Genomic DNA, 21,650 nt, shown 5'->3' with positions numbered 1-21,650 from the left:
GTGCGCACGTTACACGTCAGGGAGAAGGGGAGCGTTGATGGGCAAGATTCTGGCGGTAGACGATTCCGCGACCATGCGTCAGATGGTGGCCACCGCGCTAAAGGAAAGCGGCCACCAGGTGTTCGAGGCCGGTGACGGCAAGGAGGCGCTCAGCAAGGCGCAGAAGGAGCGGTTCGACCTGGTGATCACCGATGTCAACATGCCGCAGATGGACGGTCTCACCCTGATCAAGGAGCTGCGTGGTCTTGCCAACTACCGGTTTACCCCCATTCTGTTCCTCACCACCGAATCCGGCGCCGACATGAAGCAGCAGGCCAAGGCGTCCGGTGCCACCGGCTGGCTGGTGAAACCATTCAAACCGGATCAGTTGCTGGCGACGGTTGGCAAGGTGCTGCGATGAAGCCAGCTGCCGCCCGCGTGTTCATTGCGAGCGGGATCACCGTCATGCTTGCGGTCGTGGCGTGGTGGCAACCTGCGCTCGCGGCCCCCGCGGTGCTTGCGGCAGGTGCCCTGTGGGCTGTCCTGGGCCGTCTGTCATCGGATGGGGAATGGTCCAGGCCCGGCGCAGTCGACCGGGATGACGCGCTGGAGCGGGAGCTGCGCGGGTTCCTCGATGACATGAATGAAAGCCTCAATGCGGAGTTCCGGCAGATTCGCGATGACCTGGGCCAGATCCGCTCGCTGGTGACCGATGCCGTGCAGCAGATCAACGCCAGCTTCGTGGGCGTCAATGAAAAGACGCAGGAGCAATCGGAACTTGCCGAGCGCGTCATGCAGACGTCCTCGGAAGACGACGCCGACGGCTCCCTCGGTATCAGGCAGTTCGTGAACGAGACGGAGAGCATTCTGGAGAACTACGTCGAGATGGTGGTGCAGATGAGCCGCCACAGCGTGGATGCGGCGCACGCCATCGACGATATCGTCAGCCAGATGGATGCCATTGGCGGGCTGCTGCAGGACATCCGGGGGATTGCCAAACAGACGGATCTGCTGGCGCTGAATGCCAGTATCGAGGCTGCCCGGGCCGGCGAGGCAGGCCGCGGGTTTGCAGTGGTGGCCGAACAGGTGCGCGTGCTGGCGGAGCAGGCGAACACGTTCAATGACCAGATTGCCGAGCAGGTGTCCAGCGCGCGGGGCATCATCGATCACGCCAAGTCGTCGGTGAGCGAGATGGCCTCCCAGGACATGAACGAATCTCTCAACGCGCGCAACCGCATCAGCACCATGATGCAGGACCTGGAAGCACTTGATCAGAGAGTGGACCAGGGGGTTGCCCGAATCTCCGCGCTCACCGGCGCCATCGACGGCCACGTCCAGGATGCGGTGCGCGCCCTCCAGTTCGAGGACATCTCCACCCAGCTGCTGGACAATTCAGCCAAGGGGGTGGACGGACTGGACCACTACCTTGCCGGTATCCGTGGCGTGGTGGCCGAGGTCACTGACGACGCCGCCGGTGCGGATTATGCCCGGCGTCTGCGTGACGCCCGCACCGCGCTTGCCCAACAGCGCGAGGCGCGGGAGCAGGAGCGCCGCTCTCTGCGCTCCGTCTCACAGAGTGATATGGACGCCGGCGACGTGGAGCTGTTCTAGTATCAACGGTTCATGGCGCACGCCCACCAACGGATAACAGACTGAGGACATCCTGATGCCACTGGTAGTGACACGCGACGAGGACGCAGGCGAGCTGATCATCCGCGTCACGGGGCAGTTCGATTTCGGGCTGCACAGGGACTTCCGCGACGCCTACCGGGACGCCAGCGACGTCAAGCGCTTCGTGGTGGATCTTCAGGAGACCGACTACATGGACAGCTCGGCGCTCGGGATGCTGCTGCTTCTGCGCGAGCACGCCGAGAGCAACGTTGCCCAGGTGGAGCTGCGCAACGTGCGCGGTGAACTGGAACGAATTCTGCGCATTGCCAACTTTCACCAGCTATTCCCGATGCGGGGGTGACCATGCGGTGTGTGGCGGCGTGTCCTGCAGTGTGCCGCTCGTGAGGGGCGACCTTCGCGATTCCGACGTGCCTGATTCGGTGAAGGCCGATGCCGCGGCCACGGTGCTGCTGGTGGACGACGAGCCGGTCAACCTGCAGTTGCTCCAGGGTATGCTGCGGCATCGGGAAGGCATTCAGCTGCTTACCGCTGCCGATGGCGCCGAGGCGGTGGAGCAGGTGCGCACCCGGGCCATTGATCTCGTGCTCATGGACGTTCTCATGCCGGTCATGGACGGCTACGAGGCCACGCGACAGATCAAGGCCCTGGATGGCGACAGTTACGTCCCCGTGCTGTTTGTCACGGCGCTGAACGACGACGATCAACTGGCGCGCTGCGTTGCCTGCGGCGGTGACGACTTCATCGCCAAGCCCGTGAACCGCGTGCAGCTCAACGCCCGGGTCGACTCCTGGCTGCGTATCGCCCAGGTCTACCGCACGGTGCGTGAGCAGCGCGACTCCCTGGACGCCTATCAGCGGCGGACCGAGATCGATCAGTGGATCGCACGGGAGGTCATGCAGCGGGCCACCGCGACGCCGCTGCTCCAGGGTGATGGCGTGCGCTACTGCTACTGGCCGGCGGAGATCCTCAGCGGCGACATGCTGCTTGCCGCCGAGTCGCCAGACGGGCGTGCGTTCTTCATGCTCGGAGACTTCACCGGGCACGGCATCGCAGCCAGCATCGGCACCGTGCCCACGGCCGACCTGTTCCACCGCGAGGTCGCGCGGGGCGTGGACGCGCGCGAACTGCTGGCCAGCGTGAACACGAAACTCCACCAGTATCTGCCGCCGAACCTGTTCATGGCCGCAGCCCTGCTGGTGTGCGATACCGCCCGTGGCTGTCTCGAGATCTGGAATGGTGGCATGCCGGACGTGCTCTACCGCACTGACGACGGCTTGTTGCATCGGGTCGAATCCAGTCATCTGCCCCTGGGCGTGCAGGGCCATATGGATCCCTTCGACATGACCCGTCTCGAGGTGAGCGCGGGGACCTTCCCTGACCGGGTGTGGATTCTCAGTGACGGTGCTCAGGAGGCCCGCAACAGCGACGGCGAGGAGTATGGCCAGACGCGGGCGGAGCAGGCGCTGATGGCGGGCGGGCTGGCTCGCGTGGAGGAGGAGTTGCGGGCGTTCCAGGCGCTTGCCGGTGACGACGTGACCATGCTGGAGTTCCGACCCGAGGCGGCCGCGGAGCCGGCGGCGGATGTCGCCGACCGGAGAGTGGGCTCGGAGTGGGCCTTCTCCATGGAACTGGACGCCGCCGCGCTGCGGGGGCCGTCTCCGCTGCAGCCCATTGCCGACGGTGTCGCGCACCTGGAGAAACTGACTGAAGAGGAACGGCAACGGTTTCTCACCGTCCTGGCCGAGCTCTACTCCAACGCGCTGGAGCACGGTGTGCTGGGGCTCGACTCGGCGCTCAAGGCCTCGCCTGACGGATTCACGGAGTATTATGAGACCCGTTGCCGCGCCCTGGATGGGCTCCACTCCGGGTTCCTGCGGATTCAGGTCGGCCGCGGACGTGATGAACGCGGGGGGCTGCTGCGCATTCGCATGACCGACTCCGGCGCCGGGTTCGATCATCAGCGTGTCCTGCAGGGTGACGCCTGCCCGGACGAGTCCCTCTCGGGGCGCGGCATCAAGCTATTGCAGGGCATGTGTGACTCACTGTGCTACTACGGGCGGGGGAACCTGGTGGAGGCGCGGTTCCGTCTCGCTCCCCGTGAACGCGATGACCGCGGCGCCGGTGAGGACTGACCCGGCCAGCAACCCATAACCAGCAACCATGGCAGGGAACGCCGTCACCAGGAGGTAACCTGCTATTACAACGTCACTTCCAGCGGCACTACGCGATGCAGTTGCAGCCCTGACCGCGGTCTCGGAGCAGCCGTTTGTACTGGCCGACGCCCGCGCCCCCGACCTGCCCGTGATCCATGCCAGCCCCGCCTTCGAGCGCCTCACCGGCTGGGCGCCCGTGCAGATGACGGGCAGGAACTGCCGCGTACTTCAGGGTGAATCGTGCAATCAGCCCGGACGGGGGGCCATGCGCCAGGCGGTACAGCAGGGGACACCTGCGCGGGTTCTGCTACAGAACTGGACGCGCGACGGGGAGATGTTCGTCAATGAAGTGACGTTGCTTCCCCTGGGCGGCACCAGCCGGTCTCCCGACTACTACCTGGGGTTTCAGCGGGATGTCTCGACACGGGGCGCAGTGGCCTTTCAGAGGGACAGGGCCATGCCGCGCGTTGCGGATCAGCGCCGGCAGGAAGGGGTGCGGGACTGCATTGCCAGCCTGGAGCGCGCCCTCGGAACCGGGATCGACGCCACCCTGGGCCGGTGGCTCAAGGTCGCGGCCACAGCCACTGCGACCATCGCCGAAGGCGCACTCGATACCGGCGAGGTCAACGACGACCCCCATCACCTGGCGCACCCTTTCAGCCCCGATGACCTGATCGTGCAGCTACGCCGCCGCACCGAGGAGGCAGCACCCGGTGTGCGGGTGCAGGTGACCAGGGAGCCGCGTTTCCCGGAGCGGATCTTCGGCTGCCAGCAGGCCCTGGTGGATACCCTGGGATACGCTGTCGACGCGCTCCTCCGGTTCAGCCCGCTGGCCGAGATCCGGGTCGATCTCAGCATTGAGCTCGGTAACGGGGAGCAGGGGTTTCCCCGGTTCACGGTCTTTCCGGTCCCGGGAAACGGAGAGCAGTCGAAGCCGCTGCAGGACAGTGGCGTTCCCGGTCCCTGGGCCGGCCTCTCCTTTCCGGAAGTCGTCAGGCAGGTGACCTTGTGCGGTGCCACGTTGACGGTGGAGCCGGATTTCACCTTTCACCTGCGCGCGCATACGCCGGTGAACCTTGCCGCCGCCCAGGACGGGGCCAGGCGCTACCAGCAGCGCCGCCTGCAGGTGCTGATCGGGGAGGACAACCCCGTCAACTGGAAGATGCTCACCGGCCTGCTGCAACACCAGCACCACGACGTACGGGTCGCCGAGAACGGGGTGCAGATTCTGGATGCCCTGCAGGAGGAGCGTCCGGACGTGCTTTTCCTGGATCTCTACATGCCCGGCCTGGACGGTGCGGAGGTCGCGGCGCACATTCGTGACGAGGAACGCCGGGAGGGGCTTCCGCGCCTGCCAATCATCGCCGTCAGCGCGGCCACGGAGCCCGGGGACCAGAGTCGCTGCCTTGCCGCCGGGGTCGACGCCTTTCTTGGCAAGCCGGTGGACCGGGATCAGTTGCACGCGCTGCTCTGGGAGGTCCTGGGAAACCGTCCGGGGGACCGTGGCCGGGCCAGGGGCCGGCCCGTCAGTATTGCCGATCACCACGACCTGGAACTGGACCAGGCGCTGCAGGCGGTGGATTACGACCTGGATCTGTTCGCAGGCATGCTGGACGCCTTCAGGGCCGATTTCCCGGAGCGCATGGGAATGCTCGAAGCCGCGCTGGAGAAGCGGGACGTCACCGAGGCCGGCTTCATCGCGCACACCCTCAAGGGGGCGTTGTCCAACTTCAATGCTGCCGAGGCGGTGGGACTTGCCAATGCCCTTGGCGACCAGATCGGGCGGGCGCAGACCCAGGAGGCCCGCGAAACCCTCAAGCTGATGGATGACACGGTACGCCGCTTCATGGCGTGGGCCAGCGAATCCGTGGCGCTGCGTCGCCGGGAACAGCGCAGGGACCGCACCGAAACGCAGGCGACGTCGGTGGATGGCCGCAGCGTACTGGTGGTGGAAGACAGTGCCGACACCCGGTTGATGCTGACCGAGTTCCTGCGCCGGGATGGTTACGTGGTCCATTGCGCGTGCAACGGTGAAGAGGCGCTGCAGCAGCTGGCCGCCGAGACGCCGGATCTCATTCTCATGGACTGTGTCATGCCGGTGATGGATGGCCTGGAAGCGTGTCGCCGCATCAAGAGCCACGACGAATACGCTGACGTGCCGCTGCTGATCATCACGGCGCTGAACGACGAGAGCTCTGCCGGCGAGGCGATTCGTGCCGGTGCCACGGACTTCATCACCAAGCCGATCTTCCTCCCGGTTCTGCGTCAGCGGCTGCGTCAGCTCGTGCTCTCCCGGGAGCGGCATCAGCGGATCCGTTACCTGGCCTATCACGACAACCTCACCGGTCTGCCCAACCGCGCCCGGTTTCACCAGGAGCTGGACGAGCTGCTCCAGAGCGCGCAGGGGGGCGGGCGTGAGCACGCATTGATGTACTTGGACCTGGACCAGTTCAAGATCGTCAACGACACTTGTGGCCACGCCGCCGGTGACGAGTTGCTGAAGGAGCTGGGAGAGGTGCTCAGCGGCCAGGTGCGCAATGGCGACCTGGTGGCGCGGTTGGGCGGCGACGAGTTCGGCGTGCTGCTGCGGGACTGCCGCCTCGAGGACGGCGTCGCGGTGGCGGAGAAGGTCATCGACGCGGTCCGCAACTTCATTTTCTTCTGGGAGGAGCAGGCGTTTTTCATCGGCGCCAGTGCCGGGGTGGTTGCCATCAGCGCCGAGAGCAGCACCACCGGTGATCTGCTCAGCGCGGCGGATACCGCGTGCTACGCCGCAAAATCCGGCGGCCGCGGGCGGGTTGAAGTCTACCGGCGTGAGGCGGGGCAGGTACGCCAGGAGTCGGAGCAGCTGCAACTGGTGCCGCGGATCACCCGGGCGCTGGAAGGGGACCGGTTCGTTCTCTATCGCCAGCAGATCGTGCCGTTGTCCGCCCCGGTGGAGCATGTGCCGCATTACGAAGTGCTGGTGCGGATGCTGGACGAGGACGGCACCATTGTTCCGCCAGCGCATTTCATTCCGTCCGCCGAGCGTTACCAGGTGATGCCCCGGGTCGATCGCTGGGTCATCCGCCATGCACTGAAGCATCTGCGCGACGAGCACCTGCACTCAGAGCAGCCCGTGCGCTACAGCATCAATCTTTCCGGGACGACGCTCATCGAGAAAGGGTTCGGCGACTTTCTGGAGGAACAGCTCAGCGTATCGGGTGTCCCGCCCCAGTGGCTGTGTTTCGAGATCACGGAGACCGCCACCATCCGCCAGATGGACGCCGCCGTGGCGTTCATCAACCGTATTCGCAGTCTGGGCTGCGCCTTCGCCCTGGACGATTTCGGCGCCGGCCTGTCCTCGTTCGGCTACCTCAAGACCCTGCCGGTGGACTTCATCAAGATCGACGGTCGCTTCGTCCGGGATCTGCTGGAGGAGACCTTCGATCAGGCCATGGTCGAAGCGATTCAGCGCATCGGCAGTGTCATGGGGATCGAGACCATAGCCGAGTTCGTGGAGAACGAGGCGGTGATGGCGCGGCTGCGGGAGATCGGCGTGAACTACGCCCAGGGATACGGCATCCACCGCCCGGAGCCGCTGCCGGGCCCGCTCCAGGTGCCGGCTTGAAGGGCAGGCCGTCACCGCGCCACGGCGTGCTGCAATGCGGCCTGCAGGTCTCTGATGCGCAGCGGCTTGGTCAGCCGGTCGTTGAAACCTGCTTCAGCCGTGGCCTCGTCGTAGAGGGCGTCTGCGGTGACCGCGATGACCGGAATGCCGGCCGTGCGGGAGTCGGCGCGCAGCGCCTCCAGCGCCTGCTGGCCGGTCATGCCTGGAAGGTGCAGATCCATCAGAATGAGATCGGGCCGCTCCGCCGCCGCCATCACCACGCCCTGGTTGCCGTCCGTTGCTTCCAGCAGCTCCACGCTGGCCTCCCGGCGGAAGATCTCCCGCGCCAGGGCCATGTTGCTGGGGTTGTCCTCCACGTAGAGCACACGCAGTGGCCGGTGACCGTCGGGGACCACCGCGGCCTCGTGCGGCACCACTGCCGGCTCCTCCTCGGCGATCGCCGCCACGGCCTCCGGCCGGATCAGGGGCAGGTTGAACGTGAAGGTGCTGCCCTGGTCCGGTGTGCTCTCCACATCGATGGTCCCGCCCAGGAGCTGGAGGATACGGTGGACGAGCACCAGGCCGATCCCCGTTCCCTGGATCCGCCCGCCCTCCTGGCCGAGGCGGTTGAAGGACTCGAACAGTCTGCCGCGATCCTCCCGCGGAATGCCGATACCGGTATCGGCGATGGCCACCCACAGGCGCTGTCCGTCATCCCAGGCGCTGAGATGCACGTCGCCGCCCTCGTGGTTGTACTTGATGGCGTTGGTGAGCAGATTCAGCAGCACCTGGGTCACGCGCGTGGTGTCCGAGACCAGCTCCCCACGGAAGCGGATGTCCTGGTGCAGGCTCACCCGGCGCTCTTCGGCCATGGGCGAGACCGTACGCAGGCTGTCGTTGACCACCTGGTGCAGATCCAGCGGCTGATTCTCCACGTTGAGCCGCCCGGACTCGATACGCGCGAGGTCCAGCACCTCGCTGATCAGGTCGAGCAGGTGCCAGCCGGCCCGCAGAATCTGCTGGATATTCTCGTTCTGGGCAGGGGACACGGGGTTGTCCGGATCCGCCTCGAGCAACTGCGCGAAGCCGAGTATGGCGTTGAGCGGGGTACGCAGCTCATGGCTCATGTGAGACAGGAACTCGGACTTGGCCCGGTTCGCTTTCTCGGCCTCAAGACGCGCGGAAAGCAGCGCATTCTCCACGTCCTTGCGGCGGCTGATATCCCCCACCAGGCCGAGCAGACGCAGGGGCGAGCCGTCGTTGCCGCGTTCGGCGTTGGCGCGGATGTGCAGCCAGCACAGGCCGTTCTCCTGCGTGCGCACACGGAATTCCAGGTCGACATCCTGGCTGCTGCGCAGACATTGGCGGATGGCGTCCAGCAGCGGTGCCCGGTCGTTCGGGTGGACCCGCCGCAGCAGCTGTAACACGGAGGGCTGGCCGCCCGCGGACGGCGGCAGGCCGAACAGGTCGGCCAGCTGACCCGGGGTGCCCAGCAGGACCGCGTCGGGCCGCCACTCGAAGTTCGCCACGCCCGCGTAGTCCTGCGCGGTGATCAGCCGTTCCTCGTTGTCGCGCAGGGCCCGCTCCACGTCCACTCGTTTGGTGGCGTCCTCCTGAATGCCGACGAAATGGGTGAGCCGGGCCTCTTCGTCGTGGACCGGGAAAATGGAGAGGTCGTTCCAGAACGGGGAGCCGTCCTTGCGGTAGTTGCGCAGTAGGACGCGGGCGTTCGTGCCGTCGCGCAGCGCCTCACGGACCACGTCCAGCGCCACCTGGTCGGTCTCCGGCCCCTGGAGGAAGCGACAGTTGCGTTGCAGGACCTCGTCGGTGCTGTAGCCGGTAATCCGCTCGAATGCCGGGTTGGCGTAGACGATCGGCAGTTCGGGATCATCGGCCTCGGCGATCAGGATGCCGTTCATCGACGCATCAAGGGCCTTGGACTGTAACCGGACTTTCTCCTCGGTTGCCCGCCGTTCGGTAATGTCCAGCGCCTTGATGCACAGGGCATAGACATGACCATCCTCGTCCAGGAGCGGGAAGCGCTCGGTAATGAAGTGCCTGGTCTGGCCCGACAGAGTGACGCTTTCCTCGTGCTCCCGGGCCTCTTCGGCGTTGAGTGCGGCCTGCTCGCGTTCGCCGTTGCGACTGGCGACGTCGGCCGGCAGCAGGTCGGTGTCGCGTCGCCCGAGTGCGCCGCCGGGTTCCAGCCCGACCCACGACTCGAACGCGGCATTGGCAAGGATGTAGCGGCCCTCAGGGTCCTTCAGGGCCGTGAGTACCGGTGAGCGGTTCACGATGGCGTGCAGGCGGGCCTCGCTCTCGCGGGAGCCCCGTTCCGCGCGTTTGATGCGCGTGTTGTCGAAGAAGGTGATGACCGCGCCGCCGACGTTGCGTTGCTCGTCGTAGTACGGCTGCATGCGCAGCAGGTAGTAACGCATCACCGGGGCGGCGACGTCGTGCTCGGCCCCCTCCTCGGCGGTGTGCAGGGTCTGGCTGATCTGGACTTCCACCTGCTCCCCGTGGCGGATGACCCGCTGCAGCCGCTGCCGGAACCGGGGGATGTCGACCCGGCGCTCCACGTCCAGCAGCGGGGTGTCCACAAGTCCGTCGGTGCCGATGAAGATCTTGTCGCAGGCCTGGTTGTGGAACTTGATGCGCAGGCCCTCGTCCACGACCACCAGCGGGTCCACCAGGCTGTCGTTGACGTTGCGCAGATCGTTGTACGCGGCGTTGAGCTCGTCCGTCTTGCTGTTGAGCTCCTCGTTGACCGTGGTCAGTTCTTCGTTGGTGGACTGGAGCTCCTCGTTGGTGGTCTCCAGTTCCTCGTTGGAAGACTGGAGCTCTTCGTTGGATGACTGCAGCTCCTCGTTGGACGACTGGAGTTCCTCGTTGGTGGTTTCCAGCTCCTCGATGACCGTCTGCAGATGCTCGCGGGTGGTGGCGAGCTCATCCTCCAGCTCGTTGATGCGCTGCTGCGAGGCTTCGTCGTCCACGGTGTGGGTATTGCGGGGTTCAGCGCGGTGCTCGTCGTCGGCCGGAGCCGGCACCGGATCAAAACAGATGAGATACAGCAGCTCTTCGTCCAGCTCACCGGTCACGGGGTGGACGGAGACCCGGACCCGCTCGTCGTGTTCCGGGAGATGAATGGAGCGGCTGAAGGCAGAGACGCGGTCCTTCTTGACCCGTGTGACCAGGGCCGACAGGTCCACCCGCAGCTCCTGCCGCACCAGGTTGCGCACCGTGAAATCGGGGTCGCCGTGGGGGATGCGCAGGTAGCGTGACGTGTCGCCGAGGATGTGCTGGATCTGCAGGGTTTCGTCCACCAGCAGCCCCGCCGGTGCGTACTGCTCCATGGTGGCCCGGATCATGCGGTCGTAGGGGCTGAGCTTTGGTCGCGGGCGGGGCGCGGGCTCCCTGTCGTCGCTTGCCTGCGCGCCGCCGCTGGCGCGGTAGGGCATGGTGGAATAACTGCTGCGGCTGCCCCGTTGCTGAAAGATCTTCCAGGTCGATTCCAGTGGCAGGAACAGGTGTTCGTGGCGGGTGACGTTCTCGGATTTGCCGAGGAACAGCAGCCCGCCCGGGTTGACGGCGTAGTGGAACAGCTCGAAGAGCCGCTTCTGCGTGTCGCTGTTGAAGTAGATGAGCAGGTTGCGGCAGCTGAGCAGGTCCAGGCGCAGGAAGGGCGGGTCGTGCAGCAGATCCTGCCGAGCGAAGACAAGCATCTCCCGCAGGCTCTTGACCACCTTGTACTGGTCGCCGTAGGGCTGGAAGTACCGGTTGATGGTCTCTTCATCCAGCTCCACCAGCGACGTGGCGCTGTAGATACCGCGCCGCGCGACGTTGAGCGCAGGCTCGTCCAGGTCGGTTGCGAACACCTGGATACGGTAATCCCGCACCCGCGAACCGAGCATCTCGCTCAGCAGAATGGCAAGGGTATACGCCTCTTCCCCGGTGGCGCAGCCGGGCACCCAGATACGGATGTCGTCTCCCGGGCGGCGATTGCGCAGCAGATGGTACAGCTGCTCACGCAGGGCCTCGAACGCCTCCGGATCGCGGAAGAACGACGTGACGGAGATGAGGATGTCCTGACAGAAATGCCCGACCTCCTGCGGATCCTCTTCCAGCAGCTGCAGGTAATCCTCCAGCTGGTCGAGGTGGCGCGTGGCCATTCGCCGGCGGAGGCGCCGGTGGACCGTTTTTTCCTTGTAGGCGGACAGGTCGAGCCCGGCCTGCTGGTGGATGAGCCGGGTGATGCGCTCATAGACGGGCGCCTCCGGCTGTTCCGGCTGGGTAAGCAGCGCATGACCGGCCATCTCCACCAGTCGCTGGAGCTCGCCGGCAATCCGGTCGGGGGGCATGACCAGGTCAATGCACCCGGTTTCCATGGCCGCCCGCGGCATGCCGTCGTACTTCGCGGTCTCCGGCGCCTGCACCAGCGTGAACCCGCCACCGGCCTTGATGGCGCGCACACCGTGGCTGCCGTCGCTGCCTGTGCCGGAGAGCACCACGGCAATGGCGTGCTCGCCGAACGCGTCGGCCAGTGAGCGGAAGAAGCCATCTACCGACGGTTTCGGCACCGGGCGGTCCTCGGGCTCGGTCAGCCTGAGCTGTTCGCCTTCCACCACGATGTTCTTGTTGGCCGGGGTGATGTAGATGGTGTTCGCGTCGATGGCCATGCCATCCGCCACCTGGGCCACTCTGAGCCGCGTCTCCCGCCCGAGGAGCTGCACGAGCATGCTCTCGTGCCGCGGAGAGAGGTGCTGGGCGATGATGTAGGCCATGGACGTGCCGGCGGGCAGGTGGCCAACAAAGGCGCGCAGCGCTTCCAGGCCGCCGGCCGAGGCACCGATGCCCACGACTGTCAGGTCACGGTCATCTGCTGTTGTTTCGGTTGCTCGGGGTTCGGTGTTGCCGTCGTCAGCGGGGGACTCTGTCATTCACAGCCTCTGGCGGCCGCTGTATGGCAGCCGTGTGGATGAGTCGGGCGTCGGCGTCGTTTCATCCATGCGGTGCGGCCAACAGCGATTTCATTCTATGGAGCGGAGCAGGGCCCCGCAACCGCCGGGCGCGGCGGGAACCGGTTCCTGCCGGCACGGTGGTTCGGGTGCTCAAGCCGTCGGGCGGGCGGCCGATAACCCGAAACAAGTGGCGTTTGCCGGGTGACCAGCCCGGCGCGCGGGCATGCGTGGTTCGCGCTGATGCGAATCCCCAGCACGGAGAGATGCAAATGGCTCTGGTGAAGAAATCCGAACTGGACAGCAGTGGTTCGGAGCACGACGCGGAGTCGGGAGGCTCCACTGGCGACAACGGGCAGCAATCCCGTCGCGAGGCGGAGGCGGCGCGGCGCCGGGCGCGCACCCTGGCCAAACGCCAGCAGGCGGCCGAGCGGATTGCCGCGGCAGTGGCGCAGCTTGGCAGCAGCGTCGCCCAGTCCTCGTCCGCGGCCGAAGAACTGCGCCGTTCCATGAACCAGATCGCCGTGGGCGCCGAGCAGGCGTCCGGGTCCTCCCAGGAAACCCTCGGGTCGGTCTCCGAGGTGGCGACTGCGGTCACCCAGCAGCGGGACAACACCCGCGCTGCCGTGAAGCGGCTCGACACCATGACCGAGCAGGTCACCAGCAGCGGTGACGCCATCGAGGATCTGGTGGATGTGGTGAAGCGGGGCATCGAACGCCAGGGGCGTGCGGTGGAAGGCGCCGACACCCTCTCCAAGCGGGCCGAGGAGGTGGGCGACATCGTCAAGGCCGTGACCCGGATCGCCGACCAGACCAACCTGCTGGCCCTGAACGCGGCCATTGAAGCCGCCGGGGCCGGTCAGCACGGCCAGGGCTTCGCCGTGGTGGCCGACGAGGTGCGCAGCCTCGCCGAGCTGTCCCAGAAGAGCGCCTCCGAAATCCAGGAGCTGGTCACGCGCATTCAGACTGAAGTGGAGGCCGTGACCGGCGACATCCGCAGCACCGCGGAGCAGGGCCAGAAGAACGCCGATGCCGGTGACCGCATTACCCAGCAGCTCGATGACGTGCGCAAGTCCATGGAGAGCATGCAGGCCAGCGGCCAGTCCATCCGGCGGATTGCCGATGAATCGGCCGAGGCGGCCGAGCGCGTGCAGAAAGAGGCGGAGACCATCGCCAGCGCCGCCGAGGAGCAGGCGTCCGCCTGTGAGGAGGCGGTGCGCATGGCGGGCGAGCAGACCAATGCACTGAACCAGTGCCAGGAGGCCACCGAGAATCTCTCGGAGCTGTCCGAGAACCTCCGCGACAACACCGATATCGACCGCAGCGCCGAGGAGGTGGCCGCGGCGGCGGAGCAGCTGGCGACGTCAGTGGAGGAGATCCACCGCTCGTCCACCCAGGTGTCCACCGCCATCGAGCAGATCAACAAGGGGGCCCGCCAGCAGAGCCGTGCCGGCGAGGCGGCGGCAGCCGCCATCAATCAGCTCGAACAGGGTGCCAACCAGGCGTCGGAGCAGGCGCAGAAGATCCTGGAGCTGGGCGACGAAGCGTTCACCAAGCTGCAGGAGAACCGCCAGACCGTCGAGGAGCTTGCCAGTAGCGTGGCGACCGGCGCGGATCAGTCCCGCGACGTGCGCAAGCGCGTGCGCGAGCTGGAGCTCGTCACCCGCCGCATCGACAAGACCATGGGGGGCATCAACATGGTCAACGTCCAGACCAGCATGCTGGCCGTCAACGGTGGCATCGAGGCGGCCCGGGCCGGTGAGCACGGCAAGGGGTTCACCGTGGTCGCCACCGACATCCGGAACCTGGCCTCGGACGCCTCCGAGAACGCCGGCCGGATCGAGGAAGTGGTCGGCCTGGCCCAGGACGACATCGCCGATGTGCGCTCGCTCATGGAGCAGATCGCCGCAAGCGCCGACGAGGAGACCCAGAACAACGAGAGTATCCTGCGCGACCTGCGCAAGGTGGAAGACACGGTGAAACGGGTGCTGGAAGGCAACCGCGAGATCGCCGAGGCCTCCCGTACCATTACCGCGTCCGTCGGCGAGGCGAAGTCGGGCATCGAACAGATTGCCGCTGCCGCCACGGAAGCCGAGCAGTCGACCGGCGAGGCGGCCACGGCGGCGACCCAGCAGCATCAGGCCGGGGAGGAGCTGGCAGCCGCCGCCGAGGAGATCGCCTCCCTGGCGGATCAGCTCCAGAACGGTGGCTAGCCCCGTGAGCGCCGATATCGACATGGTCGCCGACGCACCTGCGGCCCCCGGGGAGAGCGATGGCCAGCATCTGGTGTTCGCGCTGGGCAACGGCGCCTATACGGTCGCCATGGAGCCGGTGCGCGAGATCATCCGCGTCCCGGAGGTCACCCCGGTTCCGCTCAGCCACGATGCCGTGATCGGTGCCGTGAACCTGCGCGGCCAGGTCATCCCCGTGGCCGACCTGCGTCAGCTACTGGGCTATCCCGCCACCCCGCCCGGCGAGGACGCGCGGGTTCTGGTGACCACCATGCGCGACGGGCTTGGGCTGCTCGTGGACGCGGTCCTGGAGGCGACCGTTCTCGGCCCCGGTGACGTGCGGCCAGCGGAGAACGTCACCGGCGTTGTCGACCTGCCCTGGCTGGAAGGTGTGGTGCACCGTTGCGACCGGCTGGTTCAGTGCGTTGACCTGGAGCGCCTGATTGCCAGCGTCGGTCTGGAGGCCATTTCCGGCGAGGCCATGGAGCGCTCCGGCAGCGGCAGCCTTGGCGAGTCGGCCGAGCCGGCGGAGGCGACCGAACAGCGGCGCGAACTCATCGGCCTGGATGTCGCGGGGCAGACGTTCGCCCTTCCGTTGCGGCAGGTGGTGGAGATCCTGCGTGAACCGGAGGTGACCACCGCCGTCCCCGACGGCCCGCCCGCCATGCTCGGCATTGCCGACTGGCGGGATCGTCCGTTGCCGCTGCTGGATCTGGCGCGTTACTTCGACCTGCCCCGGAACGATGGTGAGGCGGAGCGACGGGTGCTCGTGGTGCCGCTTGCCGGCGACCGGGACTCCCTGGACGGCGCCGTGGTGGGGCTGGTGGCGGATGCTGCCAGAGAGGTGCTGCGGGTCCCCGGCCACCGGGTGGATCCGCTGCCGGAGATCATGCGCCAGGCCGGAGGTCTGCAGGAGTGCAGTGCCGTGGGACGGCTGGAGGATGGTCGTCTGGTATCCGTCCTGGACGCCGAGCGGCTGTTGCAGGACCGCGACCTGGCGCGGGTGCTGAATCGTGATGATGTGTCCGATGGCGGTGATGACGCGCAGTCGGTCGAGCACTTCGTGACGTTCGAGCTGGCGGGGCGCCCCTATGGCGTTCCCATCGGCGCGGTCAAGGAGATTCTCCGTCCACCCGAGCGGCTCACCCGGGTGCCACGGGCACCCGCACTCGTGGAGGGCGCGCTGAATCTGCGCGGCAGTATCCTGCCCATCATCGGCTTGCGCGACTACCTGGGGCTCGGTCCGGTGCCCGACAGTGACCGTGCCCGTGTGCTGGTGCTGCGGAGGGAGTCCGGCTGGCTCGGATTCGGCGTGGACGCTGTGCTCAGCGTCGAACAGGTGGCCCGCGACAACATTGCCCCGGCGCCCGACAGCGCCACCCGACACACCGACCTGCTCACGCGGGTCGCCATGGACGACAACGGCGGCATGACGCTTTTACTGGACCCGGCCGGCCTGGCCGCGCGGGTCGAAGCGGCGGCCGAAGAGGTCGTCATGGCAACCCTGGAGACATCATGCTGACTGTTCTGGTGGTCGATGATTCGGCCCTGATGCGTCGCGCACTGCGGGAAGCACTGCAAGCGGAGCAGGATATCCGGGTGGAGATCGCCCGGAACGGCGAGGACGCCCTGGAGCAGGTCAGGCGGCTGCGGCCGGATGTGATCACCCTGGATATCCACATGCCCACCATGGATGGTCTCACCTGCCTGAGTCATCTCATGGTCATGGACAATCCCTGCCCGGTGATCATGGTCTCGTCCCTGACGGAAAAAGGCGCGCTGGCAACATTCGAGGCCATCGAGCTCGGCGCTTTCGACTACGTTGCCAAGCCGGGCGGCACCATCTCCACCGATCTGGAGAGCATCCAGCGGGACCTGGTTGCGAAAGTCCGTGCCGCGGCCACAGGGCGCCGCGGCACCGGTCAGCCGGCCAGGCATGCGGTGGAACCGCCGCCGCCCCGCGCGCCGGTGAAGACTGCTCCTGCCGGCCGGGCATCGGAGCGGCTGCTGGTCATCGGTGTCTCCACCGGCGGGCCGCGGACCCTGGAGCAGATCCTGCCACGGCTGCCGGCCGGGCTGGACTGGCCCGTGCTGGTCATCCAGCACATGCCCGCCAGCTTCACCAGCGTGTTCGCACGTCGCCTGGACGGGATGTGTCCCATGGCCGTGCAGGAGGTGGGCCGCCCCACCGCGCTGGAGCCAGGCGTGATCTACATCGCCCGCGGCGATGCGGACATCACCCTGAGTCGCCGTGCCCAGGGGCTGACGCTGGTGCCCACACCGGCCAATCCGGATTTTCTCTGGCATCCCTCCGTCGGACGTTTTCTGGAGAGCGCGGATGACCTGGTGGATGCCGATGCCCTCGTGGGCGTCATGCTGACCGGCATGGGCGACGACGGTGCCGCCGCCATGGCGGCCTGGCACCGCCGCGGGGCGCGAACCATCGCGGAGTCGGAGGAGACGGCCGTCGTCTTCGGCATGCCGAACGAGCTGATCAAACAGGGCGGCGCCCAGGAGACCCTGCCCTGTGATCGGATTGGCGCCTGCCTGCTGGACTGGCTCCGCGACGGGGAGGTGGCCTGATGCCGTTGATCCGACGCGACGATCCGGATGCGACCCCGGCCGAAGAGCGGCGCCAGGCTTCCCGTGACCGTGACGGGCTGATCGCGCAGCTCGATGACCGGCGTCCCGTGGCGCGGCGGCGGGCGTCGCGTGAACTGGCCGGTGATCAGGGCGCCGTGGACGCGCTGTGCGATGCCCTGGAACGGGAACAGGACGAAGGCTGCCGCCATGCCATGCTGACCGCACTGCTGGTTTCCGGTGGCCAGCGAGTCCAGGAGCGGCTGTTGCCGCTGCTGCGCAGTGAAGATGCCGGGCTGCGCAACGGCGCCATCGAGGTGCTCCAGGGCATGCCGAAACTCGCCGCGGGGTACATGGACGAGCTGCTGGCGGACTCCGATTCCGACGTGCGCATCTTCGCCGTGAACATCCTGGAGTCGCTGCGCCACGAGCGTGTGCCGGAGTGGCTCCGCGGGGTGCTCGAGCGCGACGGGCACGTCAACGTCTGTGCCGCCGCCGTGGACGTGCTCGCCGAGGTGGGCGATGACGACTGCCTCGCGGCCCTGCGGCAACTGCCCGGGCGCTTCCCCGGTGAGCCCTTCATTGCCTTCGCGGTCCGCACGGCGGAGCGCCGCATCACGGGTGAGGAGGGCGGTGATGACCGCTGACGCCTCCCGGGAGACGGCGGAGGCCCCCGCCATCGGGTTCGAGGACTTCACGCGCTTCCGCGAATTCTACTATCGCAAGACCGGGAACTGGTTCGAGGAGAACAAGCGCTACTACGTGGACAAGCGCCTGCTGGCCCGCATGCGTGCGACCGGCTGCAACACGTTCCGGGAGTACTTCGTGCGCCTGCGTTTCGAGACCGACGGGGTCGAGCTGCAGGAGCTGGTCAACAGCATGACCGTGAACGAGACGTACTTCTTCCGCGAGGAGTACCAGTTCCAGTGCCTGGTGCGGTCCATGCTTCCGCAGGTGGTGCGGCGCAAGAAGCCGGGCGAAACCGTCCGCGTCTGGTCGCTGCCGTGTTCAACCGGCGAAGAAGTGTATTCCCTGGCGCTCTACCTGCTCGAGTACTGGGACGCCGTGGATGAATTCAACGTGGAACTGGTCGGCTCGGATATCGATACCCGCGCCCTGGAGAAGGCGCGCGAGGGGATCTACGAGGGGCGGGCACTGCATGCACTGCCGGGAGCGTTGCTGAAGCGTTATTTCCGCCCTTTGCCGGATGGCCGGCATCAGATTCTCAAGAGCATTCGCGACTCCATCCGCATCAGCCGGGTCAATCTCCAGGACCCGCTGGAGACCCGGCCCTACCGCGGCTTCGATGTGGTGTTCTGTCGCAACCTGTTGATCTATTTCGATGATGCAGCCCGGAGGCGGGCAGCGGAGACACTCTACGATGCGCTCAACCCGGGCGGTTACATCTGTCTCGGGCACTCGGAGTTCATGAGCCGCATCTCGTCGCTGTTCAAGCCCGCACGCTTCCCCGAGGCCATCGTCTACCAGAGACCGGAGGAGGACCAGCCATGACCCGCGTACTGGTTGTTGATGACGCCCAGACCGTTCGCCTCTACCACCGGGAGCTGCTGGAGCAGGCCGGGTTCGACGTGGACGAGGCCGTCAATGGGGTTGAGGCGCTGGAGCGTCTTGCCGATACACCCTATGACCTGCTGCTGGTGGACGTGAACATGCCGAGGATGGATGGCTACACGTGCGTGCGCCGGGTGCGCGTCGACGGACCGGATATCGGCGTGCCGGTCATCATGGTCACCACGGAAGGCGCCGCCGGGGACCGGGAGCAGGCCCTGGGCGCGGGCGCCAACCTGCACATGGTCAAGCCCGTGCAGCCGGATGTGCTGCTGAGCCGGGTGCGGCTCATGAGTGGAGTACTGTCATGAATCCCCTGCTGAAACAGTTCGTCGAAGAGACCCGGGAGTTCCTCGAGGATGCCGCCTCCGGGTTGCTGTCGCTGGAGAAGGATCCCGCCGACCGGGATGCCATGGACCGGGTGTTCCGGGCCATGCACAGCACCAAGGGCGGCTCCGGCCTGTTCGATTTCGACCCCATGACCGATCTCATGCACGAGGCCGAGAATCTGCTGGACGAAGTCCGTCAGGGGGAACGGCCGCTGCACGGCGCGTTGGTGGACCAGTTGCTGGACGTGCTCGATCAGGTCAACCGCTGGATCGATGCCATCGAGCGTGACGAGGTGTTGCCGCCGGACGCCGCCGGGCTCAGCCAGGGGTTGGTGGACGGGCTCCGTCGGGCGGCCGGCGACGATCACGCACCCGCTGCGGACGGTGCGGCACCGGCGGCCGCGGAAGAACCGGCACCGGCGGCTGCGCCGGAGCCGATCGGCTGGCAGCCCGAGTGGCTTGCGGAGATTCCCGACGCGCAGCGGCGTGAAGCCGTATCCGCCGCCTGGCAGGAGGGAGCGGAGCTGGCGCTGTTCGAGTTCCAGCCGGAGAGTGGTGCCTTCTTCACCGGCGGTGACCCGTTGCTGCTGGTGCGGAACGTGGAGGGGCTGATCTGGCTGGCCATCGAGCCGGCCACACCCTGGGATGACCCGGCGTCCATGGACGCCTACGATTGCCGCCTGCGTTTCCGGGGGCTGTCCGGCAGCGGGGCGGACACCGTGGCCGCCGAGTTCGCTTTCGAGGACGAGGAGACCCTGCGCTGCGAGCGGGTGCCCGCGGATGCACTGGTGTTCCCGGGCGGCGAGCCGGGTGATGCCAGCATGCTCGAGGAGTTCCTGGCCAGTGCCCCGGAGCTTCACGCGGCCGGCGATCAGGCCGCCCTGCGGCGGTCTGCCGAGGCCATGGCGACCCTGGTGAGCCCGGAGATCCGGGAAGGGAGCCTGCTCGCGTGGCTGGTGGTGGCACTGGACGCCGGGCGCGAAGACCACGTGGCCGCATTGCTGCGGCAGCTGGGTGTGCGCGTCGATTCGGCAGACACACCGGCAGCGGCTGCGGGCCCGTCCACCCCGGCGCCGGAAGACGCACCCGCGGTTGCGCCTGCGCCGGAGCCGCCCCCGGCAGGGGATCAGTCCGCGCCGGAGGTGTCCGCGATCGACCCCCAGGCGTTGCGCGCGGTGATGCAGGAGCAGTTGGCCATGCTGGCTGCGGTGGACGCCGACGACGAGACGGCAGGAGGCCGTGTGGCCGCCGCTGGCCGTGTGCTCAAACGCGCGCTGGTCGCGCTGGGCGAACGGGACGACGCCGTGGATGCGGCGCTGGAGTCGGCATCCGCCGGCGAGTTCGGGGCGCTGCGCGCCATCGTGCAGGGGGACGATCCGGTGACCGAGGCGGCGCCAGCGGGGCCGGCCACCGAGGCGGCGGGCGGCGAGCGGCTGACCAAGAGCTTCCGCGTGGACGCCGAGAGCATTGATCTGCTTGGCGACCTGGTGGGGGAGCTGGTGGTGGCCAAGAACAGTTTCCCCTTTCTGGCGGAGCGGGCCGAGCACGAGTACGGCGTGCGTGATCTGGCGCGGGAGCTGAAGGAGCGTTTCAACGTCATCAGCAGGATCGCCCAGGACATGCAGGGCGCCGTCATGCAGGTGCAGATGCTGCCCATGGCGCAGATCTTCCAGCGCTTCCCGCGCCTTGTCCGGGATCTCTCCCGCCGCCTGGACAAGCAGATCGAGCTGGTTCAGGAAGGCGAGCAGACCGAGGCGGACAAGACCGTCATCGAAGTCCTCGGCGAGCCCCTGACACACATGGTTCGCAACAGTATCGACCACGGCATCGAGTCTCCCGATGTGCGGCAGGCGGCAGGCAAGCCCGCCAAGGGGACCATCCGTCTGACGGCACGTCAGGAGGGTGAGCACGTCATCGTCGAAGTGGAGGACGATGGCGGCGGGCTGGATCCGGAGGCGCTGCGCCGCAAGGCCGTGGACAAGGCGCTGATCAGCCAGGCGGAGGCCGAGCGGCTCACCGACCAGGAGAGCCTGCAGCTCATTTTCACGCCCGGATTCTCCACCCGCGATACGGTCTCCGATCTGTCCGGCCGTGGCGTCGGCATGGACGTGGTGCGCAGCACGGTCAACCGTTACGGCGGCTCCGTCTCCGTGGCCAGTGAGCAGGGTCGGGGCACGCGGCTGCGCCTCGCCATGCCGCTGACCATGGCCGTGTCCTACGTCATGGGCGTGGAGGTGGCCGGCCAGCTCTTCGGTGTCCCCATGGAGAGTGTGGTGGAGACCGTGCGGCTGCCCGAGTCCGCCGTCCGGCAGGTCAAGCAGGAAGAGGCGGTGGTGCTGCGGGATCAGGTGATCCCGTTACGCCGGCTGGACCGGCTGCTCATGCTCGATGGCGCCGAGAGCGATCGCCGCGCACGGGTGGACGCCACCTACGACGAGCCCCAGGTCACGGTGCTGGTGGTGCGTCAGCCGGAGGGGTCCGTTGGTCTGGTGGTGGACGACTTCCAGGAAGGGCTCGACGTGATCGTCAAGCCCATGGAAGGGGTGCTCGCCAGCATCCGCGCCTATTCCGGCACGGCGCTGCTCGGCGACGGCCGTGTGCTGCTGGTACTCAATCTCAGGGAGTTGCTCTGA

The 21,650-nt window shown here is 67.1% G+C and carries 13 protein-coding genes; 12 read left to right on the top strand and 1 reads right to left on the bottom strand.

The genetic code is table 11. The annotated features are described in order from the left end of the window. The first annotated feature begins 37 nt into the window (after window positions 1–37). The 5 genes from BMZ02_RS03665 (at window position 38) to BMZ02_RS03645 (ending at window position 7,374) form a co-directional block, all read left to right on the top strand. Window positions 38–400 carry a response regulator gene (locus tag BMZ02_RS03665; protein WP_091640000.1) on the top strand — a complete coding sequence of 121 codons (363 nt, stop codon included), beginning with the start codon at window positions 38–40 and terminating at the stop codon, window positions 398–400. Then, window positions 397–1,590, top strand: coding sequence for a methyl-accepting chemotaxis protein (locus BMZ02_RS03660; protein WP_091639998.1), 1,194 nt, complete (start codon window positions 397–399; stop codon window positions 1,588–1,590). Before BMZ02_RS03665 ends, BMZ02_RS03660 begins: the two co-directional genes overlap by 4 nt. A 55-nt stretch (window positions 1,591–1,645) precedes the next feature. After that, window positions 1,646–1,951 (top strand): STAS domain-containing protein, encoded by a 306-nt coding sequence (locus BMZ02_RS03655; protein ID WP_091639996.1) that lies wholly within the window; start codon window positions 1,646–1,648, stop codon window positions 1,949–1,951. Between the two features lie 67 nt (window positions 1,952–2,018). Beyond that, window positions 2,019–3,743 (top strand): ATP-binding SpoIIE family protein phosphatase, encoded by a 1,725-nt coding sequence (locus BMZ02_RS03650; protein WP_171909794.1) that lies wholly within the window; start codon window positions 2,019–2,021, stop codon window positions 3,741–3,743. Between the two features lie 169 nt (window positions 3,744–3,912). Further along, the gene (locus BMZ02_RS03645; protein ID WP_091639992.1) at window positions 3,913–7,374 is read left to right on the top strand and encodes an EAL domain-containing protein; all 3,462 of its coding nucleotides are present in this window, start codon (window positions 3,913–3,915) and stop codon (window positions 7,372–7,374) included. A gap of 11 nt (window positions 7,375–7,385) precedes the next feature. Here the strand turns inward: BMZ02_RS03645 and BMZ02_RS03640 are convergent, their stop codons facing one another. After that, window positions 7,386–12,290: a chemotaxis protein CheB gene (locus BMZ02_RS03640; protein WP_091639991.1), complete on the bottom strand. Its 4,905-nt coding sequence runs from the start codon at window positions 12,288–12,290 to the stop codon at window positions 7,386–7,388. 290 nt (window positions 12,291–12,580) lie between these two features. Here BMZ02_RS03640 and BMZ02_RS03635 point away from each other — a divergent pair, with 290 nt between their 5' ends. The 7 genes from BMZ02_RS03635 to BMZ02_RS03605 are packed head-to-tail and all read left to right on the top strand — an operon-like array spanning window position 12,581 to window position 21,650. Further along, window positions 12,581–14,521: a methyl-accepting chemotaxis protein gene (locus tag BMZ02_RS03635; RefSeq protein ID WP_171909793.1), complete on the top strand. Its 1,941-nt coding sequence runs from the start codon at window positions 12,581–12,583 to the stop codon at window positions 14,519–14,521. A gap of 4 nt (window positions 14,522–14,525) precedes the next feature. After that, complete coding sequence (locus tag BMZ02_RS03630) at window positions 14,526–16,061, top strand: chemotaxis protein CheW (protein WP_091639988.1); 1,536 nt, start codon at window positions 14,526–14,528, stop codon at window positions 16,059–16,061. After that, window positions 16,055–17,122, top strand: a complete 1,068-nt coding sequence (gene cheB, locus BMZ02_RS03625; RefSeq protein WP_091639986.1) for a chemotaxis-specific protein-glutamate methyltransferase CheB — start codon at window positions 16,055–16,057, stop codon at window positions 17,120–17,122. The genes BMZ02_RS03630 and cheB overlap by 7 nt, the downstream gene beginning before the upstream one ends. Then, window positions 17,122–17,766: a HEAT repeat domain-containing protein gene (locus BMZ02_RS03620; protein ID WP_091639984.1), complete on the top strand. Its 645-nt coding sequence runs from the start codon at window positions 17,122–17,124 to the stop codon at window positions 17,764–17,766. The genes cheB and BMZ02_RS03620 overlap by 1 nt, the downstream gene beginning before the upstream one ends. Further along, the gene (locus tag BMZ02_RS03615; RefSeq protein ID WP_091639983.1) at window positions 17,756–18,631 is read left to right on the top strand and encodes a CheR family methyltransferase; all 876 of its coding nucleotides are present in this window, start codon (window positions 17,756–17,758) and stop codon (window positions 18,629–18,631) included. The genes BMZ02_RS03620 and BMZ02_RS03615 overlap by 11 nt, the downstream gene beginning before the upstream one ends. After that, window positions 18,628–18,999: a response regulator gene (locus tag BMZ02_RS03610; protein WP_091639981.1), complete on the top strand. Its 372-nt coding sequence runs from the start codon at window positions 18,628–18,630 to the stop codon at window positions 18,997–18,999. The genes BMZ02_RS03615 and BMZ02_RS03610 overlap by 4 nt, the downstream gene beginning before the upstream one ends. Further along, entirely contained in the window at window positions 18,996–21,650 is a 2,655-nt protein-coding gene (locus BMZ02_RS03605) for a chemotaxis protein CheA (RefSeq protein WP_091639980.1), read from the top strand. Before BMZ02_RS03610 ends, BMZ02_RS03605 begins: the two co-directional genes overlap by 4 nt.

Origin of the sequence: Aquisalimonas asiatica, assembly GCF_900110585.1 — a bacterium.
GTDB classification, from domain to species: Bacteria; Pseudomonadota; Gammaproteobacteria; order Nitrococcales; family Aquisalimonadaceae; genus Aquisalimonas; species Aquisalimonas asiatica.
Note: the sequence above shows the minus strand (reverse complement) of the source record. Positions and strands in the feature narration are given on the sequence as shown.

Bases quoted from the DNA above. Each gene is read 5' to 3' on its own strand.
- BMZ02_RS03665 (WP_091640000.1), top strand. From the start codon at position 38: ATGGGCAAGATTCTGGCGGTAGACGATTCCGCGACCATGCGTCAGATG.
- BMZ02_RS03660 (WP_091639998.1), top strand. From the start codon at position 397: ATGAAGCCAGCTGCCGCCCGCGTGTTCATTGCGAGCGGGATCACCGTC.
- BMZ02_RS03655 (WP_091639996.1), top strand. From the start codon at position 1,646: ATGCCACTGGTAGTGACACGCGACGAGGACGCAGGCGAGCTGATCATC.
- BMZ02_RS03640 (WP_091639991.1), bottom strand. From the start codon at position 12,290: ATGACAGAGTCCCCCGCTGACGACGGCAACACCGAACCCCGAGCAACC.
- BMZ02_RS03635 (WP_171909793.1), top strand. From the start codon at position 12,581: ATGGCTCTGGTGAAGAAATCCGAACTGGACAGCAGTGGTTCGGAGCAC.
- cheB (WP_091639986.1), top strand. From the start codon at position 16,055: ATGCTGACTGTTCTGGTGGTCGATGATTCGGCCCTGATGCGTCGCGCA.
- BMZ02_RS03620 (WP_091639984.1), top strand. From the start codon at position 17,122: ATGCCGTTGATCCGACGCGACGATCCGGATGCGACCCCGGCCGAAGAG.
- BMZ02_RS03615 (WP_091639983.1), top strand. From the start codon at position 17,756: ATGACCGCTGACGCCTCCCGGGAGACGGCGGAGGCCCCCGCCATCGGG.
- BMZ02_RS03610 (WP_091639981.1), top strand. From the start codon at position 18,628: ATGACCCGCGTACTGGTTGTTGATGACGCCCAGACCGTTCGCCTCTAC.
- BMZ02_RS03605 (WP_091639980.1), top strand. From the start codon at position 18,996: ATGAATCCCCTGCTGAAACAGTTCGTCGAAGAGACCCGGGAGTTCCTC.